Genomic DNA, 15,527 nt, shown 5'->3' with positions numbered 1-15,527 from the left:
GTCACTCCGTCACGCGTTGCGTGCGCCGGGATGTTTGCGCTCGGTCGAGGCCGGGAATTTTGCGAGTTGCGCGCCGTGACGCATCGGCCGGTCGAGAAGGTCACCGCCGCAATTGGGACAAGTTTCTTCTAACTTGTCGGCGCAATTGGCGCAAAATGTGCACTCAAAGGAGCAGATAAAAGCACCGTGCTTATCGGCAGGCAAATCACGGCCGCACCGTTCACAATCGGGTCGCATTTCCAGCATATCAGTTCACTACCTTTCTTACCGCCGCACAGATGCTGTCGACGACAGCTTCAACCTCTGCGGCATCATCACCTTCGGCCATCACCCGGATGAGGGGTTCGGTACCCGACGCGCGGATCACCAGCCGTCCCTTGCCTTCCAATGCGCGTTCGCCATGCGCAATGGCGGCTTTCACACTGGCATCCTCCAATGGTGCACCTCCAGCGAAACGCACATTCTTTAACAATTGCGGCACCGGGTCAAACAGGTGCAGCAATTGGCTCGCCGGCTTGCCCGATGCAACCAGTTCGGCAAGCACCTGCAGCGCCGCCAATGTCCCGTCACCTGTCGTCGCATGATCGGTCAGGATCATATGTCCCGACTGCTCGCCTCCGACATTAAACCCGCCAGCCCGCATTTTTTCTAGCACATGCCGGTCGCCAACCGCAGTGCGCTCCAGTGTCAGTCCCTCGCTTTGCAAGAACCGCTCTAGCCCCAGGTTGGACATCACCGTTGCAACGACACCGCCGCCTGTCAGCCGCCCATCCTTGACCCAGCTTGACCCCAGCAGCGCCATAATCTGGTCGCCATCAATGATCGCGCCTTTCTCATCGACAAGGATAAGACGGTCGGCGTCGCCATCCAGCGCGATACCGATATCCGCCCCGCTAGCCACAACGGTTTCCTGTAACAGGCCGGGTGCGGTCGACCCGCATTTATCATTGATATTGGTACCATTGGGTGTGACGCCAAGCGTCACGACATCGGCCCCCAATTCCCAAAATACCGTCGGCGCGCTGTTATAAGCGGCACCATTGGCGCAATCGAGGACGATTTTCAGTCCATCGAGGCGGACATCCTCGGGCAAGCTCAACTTTACGGCATGGATATAGCGGCCGCGCGCATCCTCGATCCGCTTGGCACGGCCAATCTGTGCTGGCTCGGCAAGCCTCGGTTCACTGGCCAGCAAGAGTTCAATCTGGGCTTCATCCTCGTCAGACAATTTATACCCATCGGGGCCAAACAACTTAATGCCATTATCGTAAAACGGATTGTGGCTCGCCGACAGCATCACGCCCAAGTCGGCGCGCATCGAACGGGTGAGCATTGCCACTGCAGGGGTTGGCATCGGCCCAACCTGCACCACATCCATGCCGACGCTCGTAAAACCCGCAACCAGCGCATTTTCGAGCATATAGCCCGACAAACGCGTGTCCTTACCAATCACAACCCGATGCTTGTGGTCGCCACGCAGAAAATAGGCGCCTGCCGCCATGCCGACCCGCATCGCGACCTCGACCGTCATCGGAATCTGGTTGGTCAGCCCGCGAATCCCGTCGGTGCCGAAAAACTTGCGCATTGCGTAGCCGCTCCTTACGCCCATGAATCATGAAACCAGCGCCTGACGTCCGCCTCCGCCCGTTCCCATCCCGCCTAGGAAAGCAGACCGCGCTTGGCAAGCGGGGCAAGGGCATTCGGGCATGAAAGCAGCGCTGTTTATCGTCGGCGCTTTGCTTGCCGGAATATTGCTCGGCGCGCTGGCGGGGACCACTGTGCCCGATTTTGCCGTTAACTCGGCGGCCATAGCCCAACCAATAGGCGGGCTATGGCTGTCGGCTCTGCAAATGACGATCATTCCGCTGATTGTTTCGTTGTTGATTACCGGCATCAACGCGGCATCAAGCGCCGCGCGCGCCGGACGCATCGCGGCGCGATCGGTCGTGACATTCATTGTCATCCTTTGGTGTTCGGCAATTTTTGCGGCGATTGTCATGCCCTTGATCCTGCAGGCCTTCCCTGCTTCGGCCGAGGCAGCCGCCGCGCTCCGCACAGCGGCGGGGGTTGATAGCGCAGGCGCCAATGTTCCGGGTTTTGCAGACTTCCTGCAATCGCTCGTCCCGACCAACCCGATTGCGGCCGCCGCCAATGATGCAATCCTGCCGCTGATCGTCTTCACCACCGTCTTTGCCTTTGCCATCACACGGCTTCCCGAAGAAAAGCGCGCGCCGCTGACCCGCTTTTTCGACTCCCTGGGCGATGCGATGCTGGTCGTTATCGGATGGGTGTTGCTGGTCGCCCCGATCGGCATTTTCGCACTCGGCTATGCCGTCGCCGTCAAAACCGGACTCGCGGCGCTCGGCGGTCTCGCCCATTATGTTGCGACCGTATCGTCTATCGGCGTCCTGCAAACTCTTATCGCATTGGGGTTGGGAATATGGGTCTCGCGCGGCGGAGCGCGTAATTTTGTCCGTGCCATATTGCCATCGCAAGCCGTGGCCGTATCAACCCAAAGCTCGCTCGCCTCGCTCCCCGCAATGCTTGAATCGGCCAAAGCCATCGGCGTGCCAGAGGAGCGTTCGGACGTGACATTGCCGCTCGCGGTTGCTCTGTTTCGCTTCACCGGTCCCGCGATGAACCTTGCGGTTGTCATCTATGTGGCGCATCTATTCGATATGCCGTTGACGCTGCCCATGTTGGCAGCGGGCGTAGCGGTGGCGGCTACGACAACGCTGGCTTCGGTCAGCCTGCCCGGCACGATCAGTTTTATCACCGCCATCGCGCCGATTGCCGCCGCGATGGGGGTGCCTATCGCCCCGCTCGCCATATTGGTCGCGGTGGAACAACTGCCTGATATCTGGCGGACGGTCGGCAATGTTACGATGGATGTGGCGGTGACCAAAATGGTCAGCAACGGCATCAAAGAAGAGGAAACGGCACCATGAAATATCGCAATCTCGGCCACGGCCTGAAAGTGTCGGCCATCGGCATCGGTTGTATGCCGATGATCAAGGGGGGCAACATCCTCTATGGCGAAGCGGCCGATCTGGATGAATCTACGCACACTATCCACCGCGCCATCGATATGGGCGTCACCTTCTTTGACACCGCACAAATCTATGGCCCGTTCAGCAATGAAGAATTGTTGGGCGCCGCCATCAAAGGCAAACGCGACGGGTTGGTCATCGCCACCAAATTCGGATTCAAATTCGACGGCAATCAAATTACCGGCGTCGATGGGTCGCCCGCCAATGCCCGCGCGACGTGCGAGCAGTCGCTCAAACGACTGGGCGTCGACACCATCGACCTCTTCTATCAGCATCGCGTCGATCCCGCACTCCCCATCGAAGAGGTCGTGGGCGGCATGATGGAATTGGTGAACGAGGGTAAGGTGCGTCACATCGCCCTGTCCGAGGCTGGTCCCGACACGCTGCGCCGCGCTGCCAATGCGGCACCGATCAGCGCCTTGCAGAGCGAATATTCGATCTGGGAGCGCGATGTAGAAGACGAAATATTGGGCATCTGCCACGAACATGGCATAGGTTTCGTCCCCTATTCGCCGCTTGGTCGTGGTTTTCTGGCCGGTGCAGTGCGCAGCCGCGATGAGCTGCCCGAAACAGATTGGCGCCGCAATGATCCACGCTACTCTGATGAGAACCTGCCTGCCAACCTCGCCATCGTCGATGCGATTGGCGCGGTTGCCGATGGACATGGTGTATCAAAGGCACAGGTCGCACTCGCATGGCTGCTTGCGCAGGGCGAAGACATTGTCCCCATCCCCGGCACCAAACGGCGTGCAACGATGGAAGATAGCGTCGGCGCGGCTGACGTTGCGTTGACCGCCGACGATCTCGCCGCCATCGACGCCGCCGCCCCGCGTGGAGGCACCAGTGGTCCACGTTACGGCGAAATGGGAATGCGGATGGTGCGGATCTAACCGATCCAGCGCCAGAATTCGGCGGGCATATAGCCGAGCGCACCATGCGCCCAGCTTGCGGCCAACCACAGCGAGATCCCGCCGAACAGCGCGCGCCCGCGCAGGATTGCATCGCCCCATGGGCTGCGGCCGCTAAACTGGCGTCCCAGCGGAACAAAACTAGTGCGCGCCGCCCAATGCCGCCAGCTATCCCCCATCAATCGCGCCTTTTTGGCGTCCTGCCCAGCCGATCCGGCAAGCGCGAGAAAGGATATGGTGCCCGATAAAATCCATTGTCCAAGCGTTGGCACGACCAAAGCATGTGCCAGAGCCCACAATGTAAAACCCCACATCATCGGATGGCGGGTCATGGCATAGACTCCGCGTGGTGCACCTTGCGCTACTTGAGCCGCATTTGACACAGGCAAGGCAGGATTTCCGACCAGCGATCCGACAAACAGGACCGACGCAAACAGGACCAATATCGAGGAAATCATCCACAAGGCATGGCCCGCCACCCAATAAGGTTCATCGGGCGGCAGGCCCCGAAAGGACTGAACCACTATCAGAAAGGTTGCGATCGCGATGAGCGAATAGACGATCTGGAACCCTGCCGTACCGATGCGATCAGCCAACGGCGCACGCAAGGGATGCGACAACAGGAAATGGGTACCGACGAATAGCAGACAGGCCATCAGTAAGGAATAATGCGGGTCCACAGCCGTTATCCTCCTCGCTATCTTATGAGCGGCGTCACGCTCAATGCGTATAGGCTTTGGGCAAGGCCCCTTCCTGCAGCGTTCTATACCGATCGCGTAACCGATCCTGCCGCGTCGTCAGTGACTGGGGCTTGCCGTCGATCCAAATCGCGGTCGGGCGGCTGCCAAGTTCCAGAGGGTCGCCATCCCAAATTACCACATCGCCGACCCGTCCGGGTTGCAAAGAACCGATTGTGTCGCCCATCCCGACGGCACGTGCCGGCGCGCTGGTAATAGCGGCAAAGGCCTGATCCCAGCTCAACCCCGAAGCGCCTGCTATGCGCGACTGGCCCACGATGTTGCCGGCATATTGCATGGCATAGCCCATTTTGTGCGCGTCGTCGTCGTCAAACACGCCGATGGACACATCCACCCCGGCGGCTTCCAACCGCCCAGCATTGGATTGGGTCGCCGCCAGCCGTTCAAAAGTCTCCGGCAAATCGGTCAGCGGCGACACCAGCACCGGCACCTTTGCCGCAGCTATATCGCGCGCAACCAGCCAGCCCTCGGTCGCACCGACCAGCACCAGTTTCAACGCAGGAAATTCTTGGCGGAGTTTCAGCACATTCAAGATATCGGCGGCGCGGTCGACGCGAACGAACAGACGATCCTCGCCTTTAATCACCCGCACCAGCGCCTCGGCATCGGCACGCTGAATCAGCGCATCGGATGACCATTCGGCAAAGCTTGCCGGATTGCGCGCATAGCTTCGCGCGGCGAGCAATTGCTCGCGAAACAACAGGAAGGTTGCGGCACGACTGCCGCCCGCGTTCGACGCGCCATCCTCGCCAAATTCCACAAATTGGAAAGCGCGCGGTTTGGTCACCATATCATTGTCATCGCCCAAGTCGACGACCGCGCCCAGCCCATCGAACAGGCCGCCACTGTCGCCCGGCGCAACAATGGCGCGGGTGACGCCCGTTGCGCGGTTGACGGCGATCGGCGACCCCATGGGGTTGAGCGCTGGTGAAATATCAATCGCGGCCGAAAAGCGCGACCGGCGCGACGACCTATCATTTGACCCGCTCACCGCATCAACTTCAACCAGCCCTATGCGACTGAAGGCTGCGACAACACCGGGGGTCACATATTGCCCCTTGGCGTCGACGGCGGTCATCCCACCGGGAACCGCAACGCCGCTGCCCGCTGCGACAACCTTGCCGCCACGGATAACGACAGTTCCATTCTCAATCGGCGCACTGCCATCGCCAATCACCAGCTTGGCATGAGTGATGGCGACATCCTGTGCCGCGACCGGAGCAGCGACCAGCATCGCCGCGGACAACATCAATGCGCGGATCATTTCACATCCCCTTCACCGGGTTGGCCGAGTTCGAAATCGCTCACGGGCCGATATTTGGGGTTCAGCGCATCATACATCAGTGCGCCGTCAATCCATACTTTCTCGGGCCGCGAATAGACGCTGAACGGATTGCCGTTCCACAGTACGACATCGGCCATTTTGCCGGGAGTCAGGCTGCCGGTCTTGTCTGCAATGCCCAGCGCTTTGGCGGGATTGGACGACAACCAGGTCCAGGCTTGCGCGTCGCTGATCTGGATGCCCATACGCCGACCCGATGCCAGCGCCTTGGCCGCTTCCTGATTGAGACGCTGGATCTGGTTTTCATCATCCGAGTGGACAATCGCGCACGCCCCGGCATTTTGCACCAGCGCGATATTTTCGGGGATGGCATCATAGGCTTCCATCTTAAAGCCCCACCAGTCCGCCCACATCGCCGCGCAAATGCCCTCTTTCTTGAGAAGGTCGGCAATTTTATAGGCTTCGACGGCATGGTGAAACGCCGTAACCTTATAGCCGAATTCATGGCTCATATCGATGACCTGCGCCATTTCGTCGGCGCGATAGCAGTGGTTCTGAATCAGAATGTCGCCCGACAGAACACCCGCCAGTGTTTCCATCGCCAAATCGCGATCGACCGGCTTCCCGCTATCGAGTTTCTTTTTATACGCCACCGCTTTGGCCCAGGTTTCGCGGTTGACCGCAAAATTGCCCATGCGCGTCGATGGCATACGTCCTTTGCCGCCATAAACACGCTTGGGGTTTTCGCCGCACGCCATTTTCAGGCCATAGGGCGCGCCCGGAAATTTCATCCCCTGAACGGTGCGGGCGGGCACATTTTTGAGCACCACCGACCGACCACCCATCAAATTGGCCGATCCGGGAAGAATTTCCAATGTGGTAATTCCGCCATTGGTCAGCGCACGGCTGAACCCCGGGTCTTGCGGCCACACACTATGTTCGGCCCAGACTTCTGGCGTGGTCGGGTTGGTCGCCTCATTCCCGTCCGACATGCCCTCGACACTCGGCGTGGGATAGACGCCCAAATGGCTGTGAATATCGATGATGCCGGGGGTCACATATTTGCCCGTGCCGTCGATCATTGTCGCGCCATCTGGCGCATCCAGTTCGGCAAGGCTGGCCCCCACCGCCGCGATCTTGCCATCGCGCAACAAGATCGCACCCTTATCGATTCGTCCGCCGACACCGTCAAAAATGGTAACGCCCGTCACCACCGTCGGCACACCGGGATAGGCGTGATAGGTCGACGGATAGGGGTTCTTGTTAAAGGGCGCCGCTTTGTCTGCGGTTGCGGGTTTGTCGCCGGCAGAGGACGGTGTCGTACCCGACGCCGCACAACCACTTATGACCAAGGCAAGCGCAAGCGAAGCCGCGCCGGTACGCATCAAGATCGTCATATTATGCCCCTGGGTTAGTAGGATGTACGCCTGCCGCCTGTGGCTCGCCCAGTTCGGCGCTGCCTTCGAGCTGGCTATCCGCATCGCGCAAGGTGTCGAGATGCATCAGCTTTTTGATCAACGGCGAAATCACGATCACCAGAACGCCAAAGCCAATCGCATACAGGCCGATGGTGCTATAAACCGACAACACCAATTCCTTGCCAGCACCTTCGCCCGTGGCATGTTCAGCACCCGTCGCCGATGAGATCAGCCCCGCCGCAAAATTACCCGTAGCCGAGGCAAAGAACCATGTGCCCATGATCAGGCTCGCCATATGCGCTGGCGCAAGTCGGTTCATCGCGCTCAACCCAACCGGCGACAAGCAAAGCTCACCCGTCGTGTGGAACAGATAGATCAGGAAGATGAAGATGACAGGAGTGGCATTTTCCATCCCGACAGCCTGAGCGCCCCATTTGAGCACAAGAAAACCAAAGCCAAGTTGCAGCATCGCGAGGCCGAACTTAACTGGCGTCGAAGGCTCCATGTTGCGGCGCCCCAACCATGTCCACAAGCCTGCGAACAAGGGGGCCAACAGGACGATATAAATCGCATTGATCGACTGGAACACGGACGCCGGAACCCCGCCACGATCAACATGCCGATCAGTGAACAGGTTGAGCGACGAGCCCGCTTGCTCGAACAAAGCCCAAAACAGGATCGAGCCTAGGATCAGGAACATCGCGGCAAAAATGCGGTCGCGATCTTCGGCAGGCAGTTTGATGACCGCTGTGCCCAGAACATAAAGAACCAACAATCCGCCAGCAACGCCAAGCAAGGTTCCAACCACTGCCTGATTCTGGACAAGCCACCAAACGATCGCCACGGCACCAAGTCCCGCAACATAGAGCAGCCACTCCAGCTTGATCCCCATATAAGGCGCGGCCAGTTTCACCGGATCGGCAGGCTCGCCGCGACCGAGCAGCAAGGGTTTGAAGATGACAAAGACAACAAGGCCGAGCAGCATACCAAATCCGGCAGCGCCGAAACCATATGACCAGCCATAGACCTGACCAAGATAGCCGCAGAGCAACGAACCAAGCGCCGCACCGAGGTTAATTCCCATATAGAAAATGGTGTAAGCACCGTCACGGCGCACATCAGTCCGCGGATAAAGCTGTCCGACAATCACCGAAATATTGGCTTTCAGGAAACCCGAGCCGACAATGATAAACGCCAGTGCAAGCCAAAAGATATTCAGGCTGGCGGCATCTTGTCCGCCATTGCCTTCAAACCCCATCAGGAAGTGACCGAAAGTCAGCAGTACGGCACCATAAAGCACCGCCTTTCGTTGCCCTAACCATCGATCCGCAAGATAACCGCCGATCACCGGCGTGATATAAACCAGCGCCGTATAGGCCCCATAGATGACGCTCGCTTCACCATCAGAATATAGCCAATGCTGGGTCAGGTAGAAAATCAGGAGCGCGCGCATCCCATAATAGGAAAATCGTTCCCACATCTCCGCGAAAAAGAGAACGAACAATCCTTTGGGGTGTCCAAGCCACGTCCCTGCGGCATCTCCATCCTGTGCATAAGCTTCGGTCATCAGCGACCCTTCCCTGGGTAAGTTTGATTTATCGACGGCGAGCGCCGTGCTTTGGGGGGCAACCTAACGAGAAAATTGCGTAAGGGAAGAATCTAATTGCGTGCGTAACCAGTTCGGGTCCGATCACAGGCTTGTCTGGGCCATCCAAAATTGCCACATGCACGCCATGTTCAACGACACATCCTCGCTCCTCGCCCATCTTTCCTCGCGCCGTTCCGGCAAGGCACGCGACATGATTGAGCCCGGCCCGGACGACGCCCAGCTCCGTGCGATCATCGCCCTTGCCTTGCGCACGCCCGACCATGGCAAATTGGCGCCGTGGCGCATTGTAACTGTTGCCGATGAGCAGCGATCCGATCTCGCGGCCCTGCTCAAGCGCGCCTATATTGCCGAGTTCCCGGCCGCAGCCGACATGGATCTGAAGCCTCTCGACGAATTTGCCTTTCAAGCGCCAAGGCTGCTCCTCCTCCTCTCGACGCCAAAGCGCGACTCCAAAATCCCCGTCTGGGAGCAGCAATTGTCAGCAGGCGCTCTTGGCATGAACCTGCTACATGCAGCCCACGCCCATGGTTTCGTCGGTAGCTGGCTGACCGGCTGGGCCGCCTATAACCGCGATGTCGCCGCAGCATTTGGCGCCGGAGAAGGCGACACTATTGTCGGTTATTTCTTCCTCGGCACGCCGAGCAAAGCCTTACAGGAGCGACCGCGCCCTAATTATGATGATGTCGTTGCCATTTGGGACATTTAATTTCGTCATTGACCATCCAGATGCAATGAATCTCGTTTGACTGTGCTGCTGTCTTATGGCATTAAGTCGCCATGCTGGATCAATCAAAACCCGTTTATCAGCGTCTGCGCGACGTGATTGCCAATGCCATTCTCGATGGCACCTATGGCGATGGCGACATGTTGCCCTCGGTCCGCTCGCTTGCGGCAGAGGAAGGCGCCAATCCGTTGACGGTGGCAAAGGCCTACCAAACCTTTCAGGACGAAGAATTGGTAACGGTCAAGCGCGGGGTCGGCATGTTCGTCGCCGAAGGCGCAACCGCGCGCCTACGCACCCTGATGCGCGAAGATTTCCTCACCAATATCTGGCCGCCAGTGGCACAGCAGATTCGCCGCATCGGTTTGGATGCACGGACCCTGTTAGACACATCCGACGCCTGACAAGGGCCACTTTCCTCCACTACTGACCAATTGCCGCCGCCTTGTCCCTCAGGTCGCGTGCGGCCTGACCGTCGTCCTTTTTCGCTAGCAAATTCGCATAGATTCGCATGATGCCCGCATTCAGCGGCTGCAAGTGATAGGCGAGCGCAATAAATTGCAGCGCGCGTCCATCATCTCCCTTGGCCGACCAAGCCAGCGACAATTCGCGCAGCACCACAACATCGCGATTACCGATGCGTCGCCGTACCCGTTCAAAATGGCCTATGGCGTCATCCCAATGTTCCAGATCCATGGCCAGATGTCCGGCCAATCGGTCAGCAGCGATGCTCGACGGCTCGCTGTCGCGCAGGGCCAATATCGTTGCCCCCGACCCCGCTTCGTCACCCGCACGGCGTTGGGCGTTGGCAAGGCGCAAAGTTGTGCGCTCGCTGGCATCAAGGTCCCGCGCCGCACGATAAGCAAGAATCGCCTTGGTCATATCCCCCGCCGCCATTGCCGCATCACCGACCAGCAACTGCGCTTCGGTGACGCCGCGATTGGCCGCCCGCAATTTTTCGGCGCGAGCCAGTGCTGAACGGGTCTGCCCTGCCGACATTTCGGCGGCAATGGCGGGGATAACGACCGCCGGGTCAAGCGGGTTCGCATTGGCATCTGCCGCCAATTGACCATAGCGATTGTCCTCCGCAAAGGGTTCAGCCTCGCCGCGCTGCAAGCTTGCGCCGCGCGCCAGAAATGCGGCGGCCCCTTTCGGTTTGTCCAGTTCGGCGGCAACGCGCGCTGCCAGTTGCAGCGACCAGCTGTCCGCGTCGCCACGGGCCACCAGCGGAGCCAGCGCCTCTTCCGCTCCATCGGGATCGCCGCTGGCCCAATTTGCCACCGCCAGCAATCGCCGTGCGGTCATATTATTCGGTTGCTGGTCGAGCAGCTTTTCCGACAGATCAGCCGCCACGGCCTCCCCGCCCAGTTGCAGCTCGACAATGGCGCTCACCAACAGAAAGGATGGCTGGTTATCGAGCATCCCGCGCGTCCTTTGTAACAGGCTACGGGCCAGCAAATAATTGTCGGCGCGTGCCGCGAGCACCGCCTGCAGGAAATAGGGACGCGGATCGCGCGGCGCCAATTCGGTCGCACGCCGCACAGCCACCAGCATGTCTTTATATCGTCCAAGGTCGCCCAGCGTCGCCGCCCGGTCGATCAGCGCCGACACATTGTCAGGGTCCGCCGCCAACGCAGCCTCATACCAGGGCAAAGAAGCATTTAATCCCGCCTGCGTCCGCACCAAATTGGCCTTGAACGCCAGCGCCCGACTGTTCCCCTTGTCGAGTTCGATGGCAAAATCGATTGCATCGCGCGCACCCAGCGCCTCGGCATTGGCATTGCGAAACCGCGCCACGTCGACCCACAGGCTCGATTCTCGTGGCAACTCCTTGACTGCAATATCCAGCGCGTTGCGGGCTGCATTCAAGTCGCCACGATCCAGATAAATCGAACCGGCAATCCAGGCCCCCTCGCCATACATATCGTCTGCGATCGGCCCTCCATCCATGATCGCCAGCGCTCGGTCGCTATCACCCTGCATCGCCACCGCTTTGGCAAACAGCGGACGCAGTTCCTCTTCTGGATCGCCTGCGGCCCGCGCCGCGTCGAGCGCCGCCTCGGCTCCGATACCGTCGCCGGAGTCAAACAACACGCGTGCAAGCTCCACTTGCGCGGCGGCATTTTTGGGATCGTCTTTCAGGGTGGTGAGCAGATCAATGCGCTTCGCCTCGCGCTGCTCGCGTGGGCTCACATCATCCTGTCCGCCGCACGCGGCCAAACAGGCCGTCAGCAACAGCGGCGCAACCAGTCGCGTCCATCGGATAAATGGACGCGTCATTCAGCCCTGCATCTGATATTGTTTGAGCAGATCATATAGCGTCGGGCGGCTGATCCCGAGCAGTTTTGCCGTCGTGGATATATTGCCTTCGCTTTGGGTCAGGGCGCGACGGATCGCGACCCGGTCCGCGGCCTCGCGCGCGCTACGCAGGTTAAGGTAAGCCGTATCGCCATCGCCACTCTGCGCCGCCATATCCAGATCGTCGCGCGTCACCAGCTTGCCATCGGCCATGATGACGGCGCGTTTCAGTCTGTTCTCCAACTCGCGCACATTGCCCGGCCACGCAGCCTCGTCGATGGCCTGCAGCGCATCGGGTGCAAGTCCGCGTACCGCCGGGTTCATCTCGGGCGCATATTGGTGCAAGAAATGGCGGGCCAGCAGCACGGCATCCCCCGGTCTTTCGGAAAGCGCTGGGATCTTTATGACCATTTCGGCAAGACGATAATAAAGGTCGTCACGAAAATCGCCCGTTGCGATCATCGCATCAAGGTCGCGGTGCGTGGCACAAACGATGCGCGTATCGACCGCAATCGGCTTACGCCCGCCAATGCGCTCGATCGTCCGCTCTTGCAAAAAGCGCAGCAATTTGACCTGTAAGGGCAGCGGGATATCGCCCACTTCATCAAGGAACAAAGTGCCGCCATGCGCCAGTTCGATCTTGCCTTCGGTCATTTTGACCGCGCCGGTAAACGCCCCTTTTTCATGCCCGAACAATTCGCTTTCGAGCAGATTTTCAGGGATGGCAGCGCAGTTAATGGCGACAAAGGCGCCGTCACGCCGATCGCTTGCCTGATGCAGCCCGCGCGCCAGCAACTCTTTGCCGGTCCCACTGGCCCCCAACAGCATGACACTGACAGCCAGATTGGCGACGCGCTCTATCGTCCGCGCGACTTTCAGCATTTCGGGCGCGCCGGTAATCATCCCGCCAAGCACGCGATTGTCACCGCTTCCTTCGGATGCGAGCCGCAGGTTTTCCAGTTCCAGCGCGCGGACATGAAAGGCGCGGCGCACGATCAGTCCCAATTCCTCTATGTTGATCGGTTTCTGGTAAAAATCCCACGCACCCGCCGCGATGGCCGACAAGGCGCTTTCGCGCGCGCCATGCCCCGATACAACAATGACTTTGGTGTTCGGCTTTTGCGCCAAAATCGCCGTCAGGGTGCGAAACCCCTCACTCGTTCCGTCGGGATCAGGCGGCAGACCAAGGTCAAGCGTGACCACAGCAGGCTCTTCGGCGCGCAGCATATCGAGCGCGCTGTCATGGTCGCCAGCAATAACGACCTCATAATCGTCATAGGCCCATTTGAGCTGTTTCTGCAGCCCCGGATCATCTTCGACAACCAACAGCTTGCGCGGTTCGGTGGAGGGGTTGATGGTCATGAATTGGCGGCCTTTACACACATTTCAGGGTCGCCCGGCTCGGCAGTAACTTTGTCGGCAGGCAGCCAAAGGGTGAAGCTGCTCCCTTTTCCGGGCTCGCTCACCACCTCGATGGTGCCGCCCATCGCCTGCGCAAGTTGCAGGGCTTCAAACGCGCCAAGGCCAAATCCCGCATCTTTGGTCGAGACAAAGGGCTTGAACAATTGGCCACGAATAAAGTCAGCGCTCATTCCTTCGCCCTGATCGAGAATGTCGATCCGAACACGACCCCGATCGCTCGCGGCAATAATCTGAACCGGCGCGTCGCTGCTGCTGGCATCAATAGCGTTCGCTATGAGGTGGTCGATAATTTGGCTGATCCCCTCGGCATCTCCCCATGCCGACAAACCGAAGCTCACCCCCAAAAAGACCGGGTGCCGTTGCCGCGCTCTGGCCGCGACGCTTTCCAGCAACGGTTCGAGAGCGACTGCGTCCGCTTCGCTGGCGCGGCTGCGCTGCCGTGGAGACAATCGGGCAAGCAGTTCGTTGAGCCGTCCGACCGACAGCCGCAGCGTGTCGATCATGTCAGCACGAAACTCGGGATTGTCGGCATGACGTTCGGCATTTGCTGACAACAGACTCAGCTGACTCGCCAGATTTTTGATGTCATGCATGATGAAAGCAAATCGGCGATTGAACTCGTCGAAGCGTTTGGCTTCCGACAACGCCTGTTGGCTTTGCGATTCGGCCAAATAGCTCGCTGCCTGTTTGCCCGCGATGCGCAGCACATCCAGATCTTCCCAATCGAGTGTCCGTGTTACGGCCGGTCGTTGCACGATAACCACCGCCATCATCCGCCCAAAATGCAGCACGGGCACGATAACCCATGCTCGCAGATCGGTCATCAACCAGTCAGGGATCGCAAGATCGATATGTTCGGGCGCATCGCCATGGCGTAGTTCGTCAAGGTCGACGATATGCTCGGATTCCTGCAGCATAAACCCCGACCGCAAAGGCAGGACCGCCTCACCTTCGCCATCAATCGGCCAATGCCAGCGATCGGTGACGCGAAACTCACCTTGCGTGTCCGGCAGCATCACCAGCGCCCCCGGACTACCGCTCAGTTCCGCTAACGCCTTGCCTGCCTGGCGATAAATATCGCGGTCGCCGCCTTCATCCTGGCCCAGCGTCGCAGTAAAGCGCATCCATTCAGTGCGATAATCATAGCGGTGCTCGAAAAAATGTTTCGAAATCATCACAGACAACCACGCCCGCGACTTGACCGAGGCGAACAACACTCCTCCAACGCCCAGCGCGACAATCAGGAACATGCCCTGCGCCAACTGGCCATAGTCACCACCAAGCAAGCGCGCGAAGGCACCCGTCAGCCCGATCAATACCAGATAGGCCGCGACCACCAGCAAGATGATCGCGCGCACCGCCACGCTTCGCGACAAACGCAATTTTTCGCGCCCGACATCCATTGCCGCCAATATGAAAGTCGGGAGAATCAATAACGCCACGGCTGGCAAGAGCAGCGCCAACATTGTCGCCGGTTGTCCGGTGAGCGCTCCGATCAACTGAGCATTTAGTTCGTAAGCCCACAGCATCGCAAAGCCGCCAGCCACCGACAGCACCGGCATACGCAACCCCGTGCTGTTGCGTCGCACCCCGTAATCGATCAACAACAATCCGCCCGAAGCAGCGAGCATCGCGACCAACGCAAGCCCCGGATACATCCAGTCTTCATCCAGCACGACTGGCGAACCGCGCGCCATCACCATGGCGACGATACCAAAAAGCAGCGCCACACCGCAGATCGTCATCAACAACCTGATGGTCAGACGAAGGGTGCGCGGCGGCGGCGCAGCCCCCCAAAAGGTTGCAGCCAGCCAGCCGAGCATAGCCATATTACGAAGCGCCACGCCAACCAGAGCATCGGAGCCTTCAGACCCAAAGCCATAGAGTGCGCCGCACCAGCCCGTCATCGCAGCAGCCGCGAGCACCAGCCAGCGATGCGAAGGCATCAGCGCGGCCATGCGATCGCGCGGTCGCATCATCAGCCACAGTGTCACGCCGGCAAAGCTGAGCAATGCCAGACCCGATAAAATGGAATAGATGTTGGCGAGCGCAGCCGACATG

Annotated in this window: 13 protein-coding genes; 4 read left to right on the top strand and 9 right to left on the bottom strand. The window is 59.4% G+C overall.

The window, feature by feature from the left end:
* Nucleotides 1-9: 9 nt before the first annotated feature.
* Both ACR3XE_RS08485 and glmM read right to left on the bottom strand, forming a co-directional pair.
* Nucleotides 10-246 carry a DUF1272 domain-containing protein gene (locus ACR3XE_RS08485; protein ID WP_473698074.1) on the bottom strand — a complete coding sequence of 79 codons (237 nt, stop codon included), beginning with the start codon at nucleotides 244-246 and terminating at the stop codon, nucleotides 10-12.
* Nucleotide 247: 1 nt separating this feature from the next.
* Nucleotides 248-1,585, bottom strand: coding sequence for a phosphoglucosamine mutase (glmM, locus tag ACR3XE_RS08480; protein WP_486185647.1), 1,338 nt, complete (start codon nucleotides 1,583-1,585; stop codon nucleotides 248-250).
* 121 nt (nucleotides 1,586-1,706) lie between these two features.
* Between glmM and ACR3XE_RS08475 the strand changes: the two genes are divergently transcribed.
* A complete protein-coding gene (locus ACR3XE_RS08475; RefSeq protein WP_473698075.1) occupies nucleotides 1,707-2,948 on the top strand; it encodes a dicarboxylate/amino acid:cation symporter in 1,242 nt (413 codons plus the stop codon).
* Nucleotides 2,945-3,940, top strand: coding sequence for an aldo/keto reductase (locus ACR3XE_RS08470; protein ID WP_473698076.1), 996 nt, complete (start codon nucleotides 2,945-2,947; stop codon nucleotides 3,938-3,940). The genes ACR3XE_RS08475 and ACR3XE_RS08470 overlap by 4 nt, the downstream gene beginning before the upstream one ends.
* On the opposite strand, the gene ACR3XE_RS08465 is transcribed toward ACR3XE_RS08470, so the two are convergent.
* From ACR3XE_RS08465 to ACR3XE_RS08450, 4 genes are read right to left on the bottom strand one after another with little or no spacing between them, the layout of a single operon-like run.
* Nucleotides 3,937-4,638 (bottom strand): NnrU family protein, encoded by a 702-nt coding sequence (locus tag ACR3XE_RS08465; protein ID WP_473698077.1) that lies wholly within the window; start codon nucleotides 4,636-4,638, stop codon nucleotides 3,937-3,939. The genes ACR3XE_RS08470 and ACR3XE_RS08465 overlap by 4 nt on opposite strands.
* Before the next feature lie 40 nt (nucleotides 4,639-4,678).
* Entirely contained in the window at nucleotides 4,679-5,980 is a 1,302-nt protein-coding gene (locus ACR3XE_RS08460) for an amidohydrolase family protein (protein ID WP_473698078.1), read from the bottom strand.
* Nucleotides 5,977-7,395 carry an amidohydrolase gene (locus tag ACR3XE_RS08455; protein WP_473698079.1) on the bottom strand — a complete coding sequence of 473 codons (1,419 nt, stop codon included), beginning with the start codon at nucleotides 7,393-7,395 and terminating at the stop codon, nucleotides 5,977-5,979. The genes ACR3XE_RS08460 and ACR3XE_RS08455 overlap by 4 nt, the downstream gene beginning before the upstream one ends.
* Nucleotide 7,396: 1 nt before the next feature.
* Nucleotides 7,397-8,983: a peptide MFS transporter gene (locus ACR3XE_RS08450; RefSeq protein ID WP_473698080.1), complete on the bottom strand. Its 1,587-nt coding sequence runs from the start codon at nucleotides 8,981-8,983 to the stop codon at nucleotides 7,397-7,399.
* Nucleotides 8,984-9,149: 166 nt separating this feature from the next.
* Here ACR3XE_RS08450 and ACR3XE_RS08445 point away from each other — a divergent pair, with 166 nt between their 5' ends.
* Together ACR3XE_RS08445 and ACR3XE_RS08440 are read left to right on the top strand one after the other, a co-directional pair.
* Entirely contained in the window at nucleotides 9,150-9,731 is a 582-nt protein-coding gene (locus tag ACR3XE_RS08445) for a nitroreductase family protein (protein ID WP_473700330.1), read from the top strand.
* 71 nt (nucleotides 9,732-9,802) lie between these two features.
* Nucleotides 9,803-10,150 (top strand): GntR family transcriptional regulator, encoded by a 348-nt coding sequence (locus tag ACR3XE_RS08440; protein WP_473698081.1) that lies wholly within the window; start codon nucleotides 9,803-9,805, stop codon nucleotides 10,148-10,150.
* Nucleotides 10,151-10,169: 19 nt separating this feature from the next.
* On the opposite strand, the gene ACR3XE_RS08435 is transcribed toward ACR3XE_RS08440, so the two are convergent.
* From ACR3XE_RS08435 to prsK, 3 genes are read right to left on the bottom strand one after another with little or no spacing between them, the layout of a single operon-like run.
* Complete coding sequence (locus tag ACR3XE_RS08435; RefSeq protein ID WP_473698082.1) at nucleotides 10,170-12,026, bottom strand: tetratricopeptide repeat protein; 1,857 nt, start codon at nucleotides 12,024-12,026, stop codon at nucleotides 10,170-10,172.
* Entirely contained in the window at nucleotides 12,027-13,406 is a 1,380-nt protein-coding gene (gene prsR / locus ACR3XE_RS08430) for a PEP-CTERM-box response regulator transcription factor (RefSeq protein WP_473698083.1), read from the bottom strand.
* Nucleotides 13,403-15,526 (bottom strand): XrtA/PEP-CTERM system histidine kinase PrsK, encoded by a 2,124-nt coding sequence (gene prsK / locus ACR3XE_RS08425; protein WP_486185646.1) that lies wholly within the window; start codon nucleotides 15,524-15,526, stop codon nucleotides 13,403-13,405. Before prsK ends, prsR begins: the two co-directional genes overlap by 4 nt.
* Nucleotide 15,527: the final 1 nt, after the last annotated feature.

The sequence above is a fragment of the Sphingopyxis sp. 10G20-10 genome (assembly GCF_057365075.1).
This window is presented reverse-complemented; position numbering and strand designations above follow the sequence as displayed.

Bases quoted from the DNA above. Each gene is read 5' to 3' on its own strand.
- ACR3XE_RS08485 (WP_473698074.1), bottom strand. From the start codon at position 246: ATGCTGGAAATGCGACCCGATTGTGAACGGTGCGGCCGTGATTTGCCT.
- glmM (WP_486185647.1), bottom strand. From the start codon at position 1,585: ATGCGCAAGTTTTTCGGCACCGACGGGATTCGCGGGCTGACCAACCAG.
- ACR3XE_RS08475 (WP_473698075.1), top strand. From the start codon at position 1,707: ATGAAAGCAGCGCTGTTTATCGTCGGCGCTTTGCTTGCCGGAATATTG.
- ACR3XE_RS08470 (WP_473698076.1), top strand. From the start codon at position 2,945: ATGAAATATCGCAATCTCGGCCACGGCCTGAAAGTGTCGGCCATCGGC.
- ACR3XE_RS08460 (WP_473698078.1), bottom strand. From the start codon at position 5,980: ATGATCCGCGCATTGATGTTGTCCGCGGCGATGCTGGTCGCTGCTCCG.
- ACR3XE_RS08455 (WP_473698079.1), bottom strand. From the start codon at position 7,395: ATGACGATCTTGATGCGTACCGGCGCGGCTTCGCTTGCGCTTGCCTTG.
- ACR3XE_RS08450 (WP_473698080.1), bottom strand. From the start codon at position 8,983: ATGACCGAAGCTTATGCACAGGATGGAGATGCCGCAGGGACGTGGCTT.
- ACR3XE_RS08445 (WP_473700330.1), top strand. From the start codon at position 9,150: ATGTTCAACGACACATCCTCGCTCCTCGCCCATCTTTCCTCGCGCCGT.
- ACR3XE_RS08440 (WP_473698081.1), top strand. From the start codon at position 9,803: ATGCTGGATCAATCAAAACCCGTTTATCAGCGTCTGCGCGACGTGATT.
- ACR3XE_RS08435 (WP_473698082.1), bottom strand. From the start codon at position 12,026: ATGACGCGTCCATTTATCCGATGGACGCGACTGGTTGCGCCGCTGTTG.
- prsR (WP_473698083.1), bottom strand. From the start codon at position 13,406: ATGACCATCAACCCCTCCACCGAACCGCGCAAGCTGTTGGTTGTCGAA.
- prsK (WP_486185646.1), bottom strand. From the start codon at position 15,526: ATGTCGGCTGCGCTCGCCAACATCTATTCCATTTTATCGGGTCTGGCA.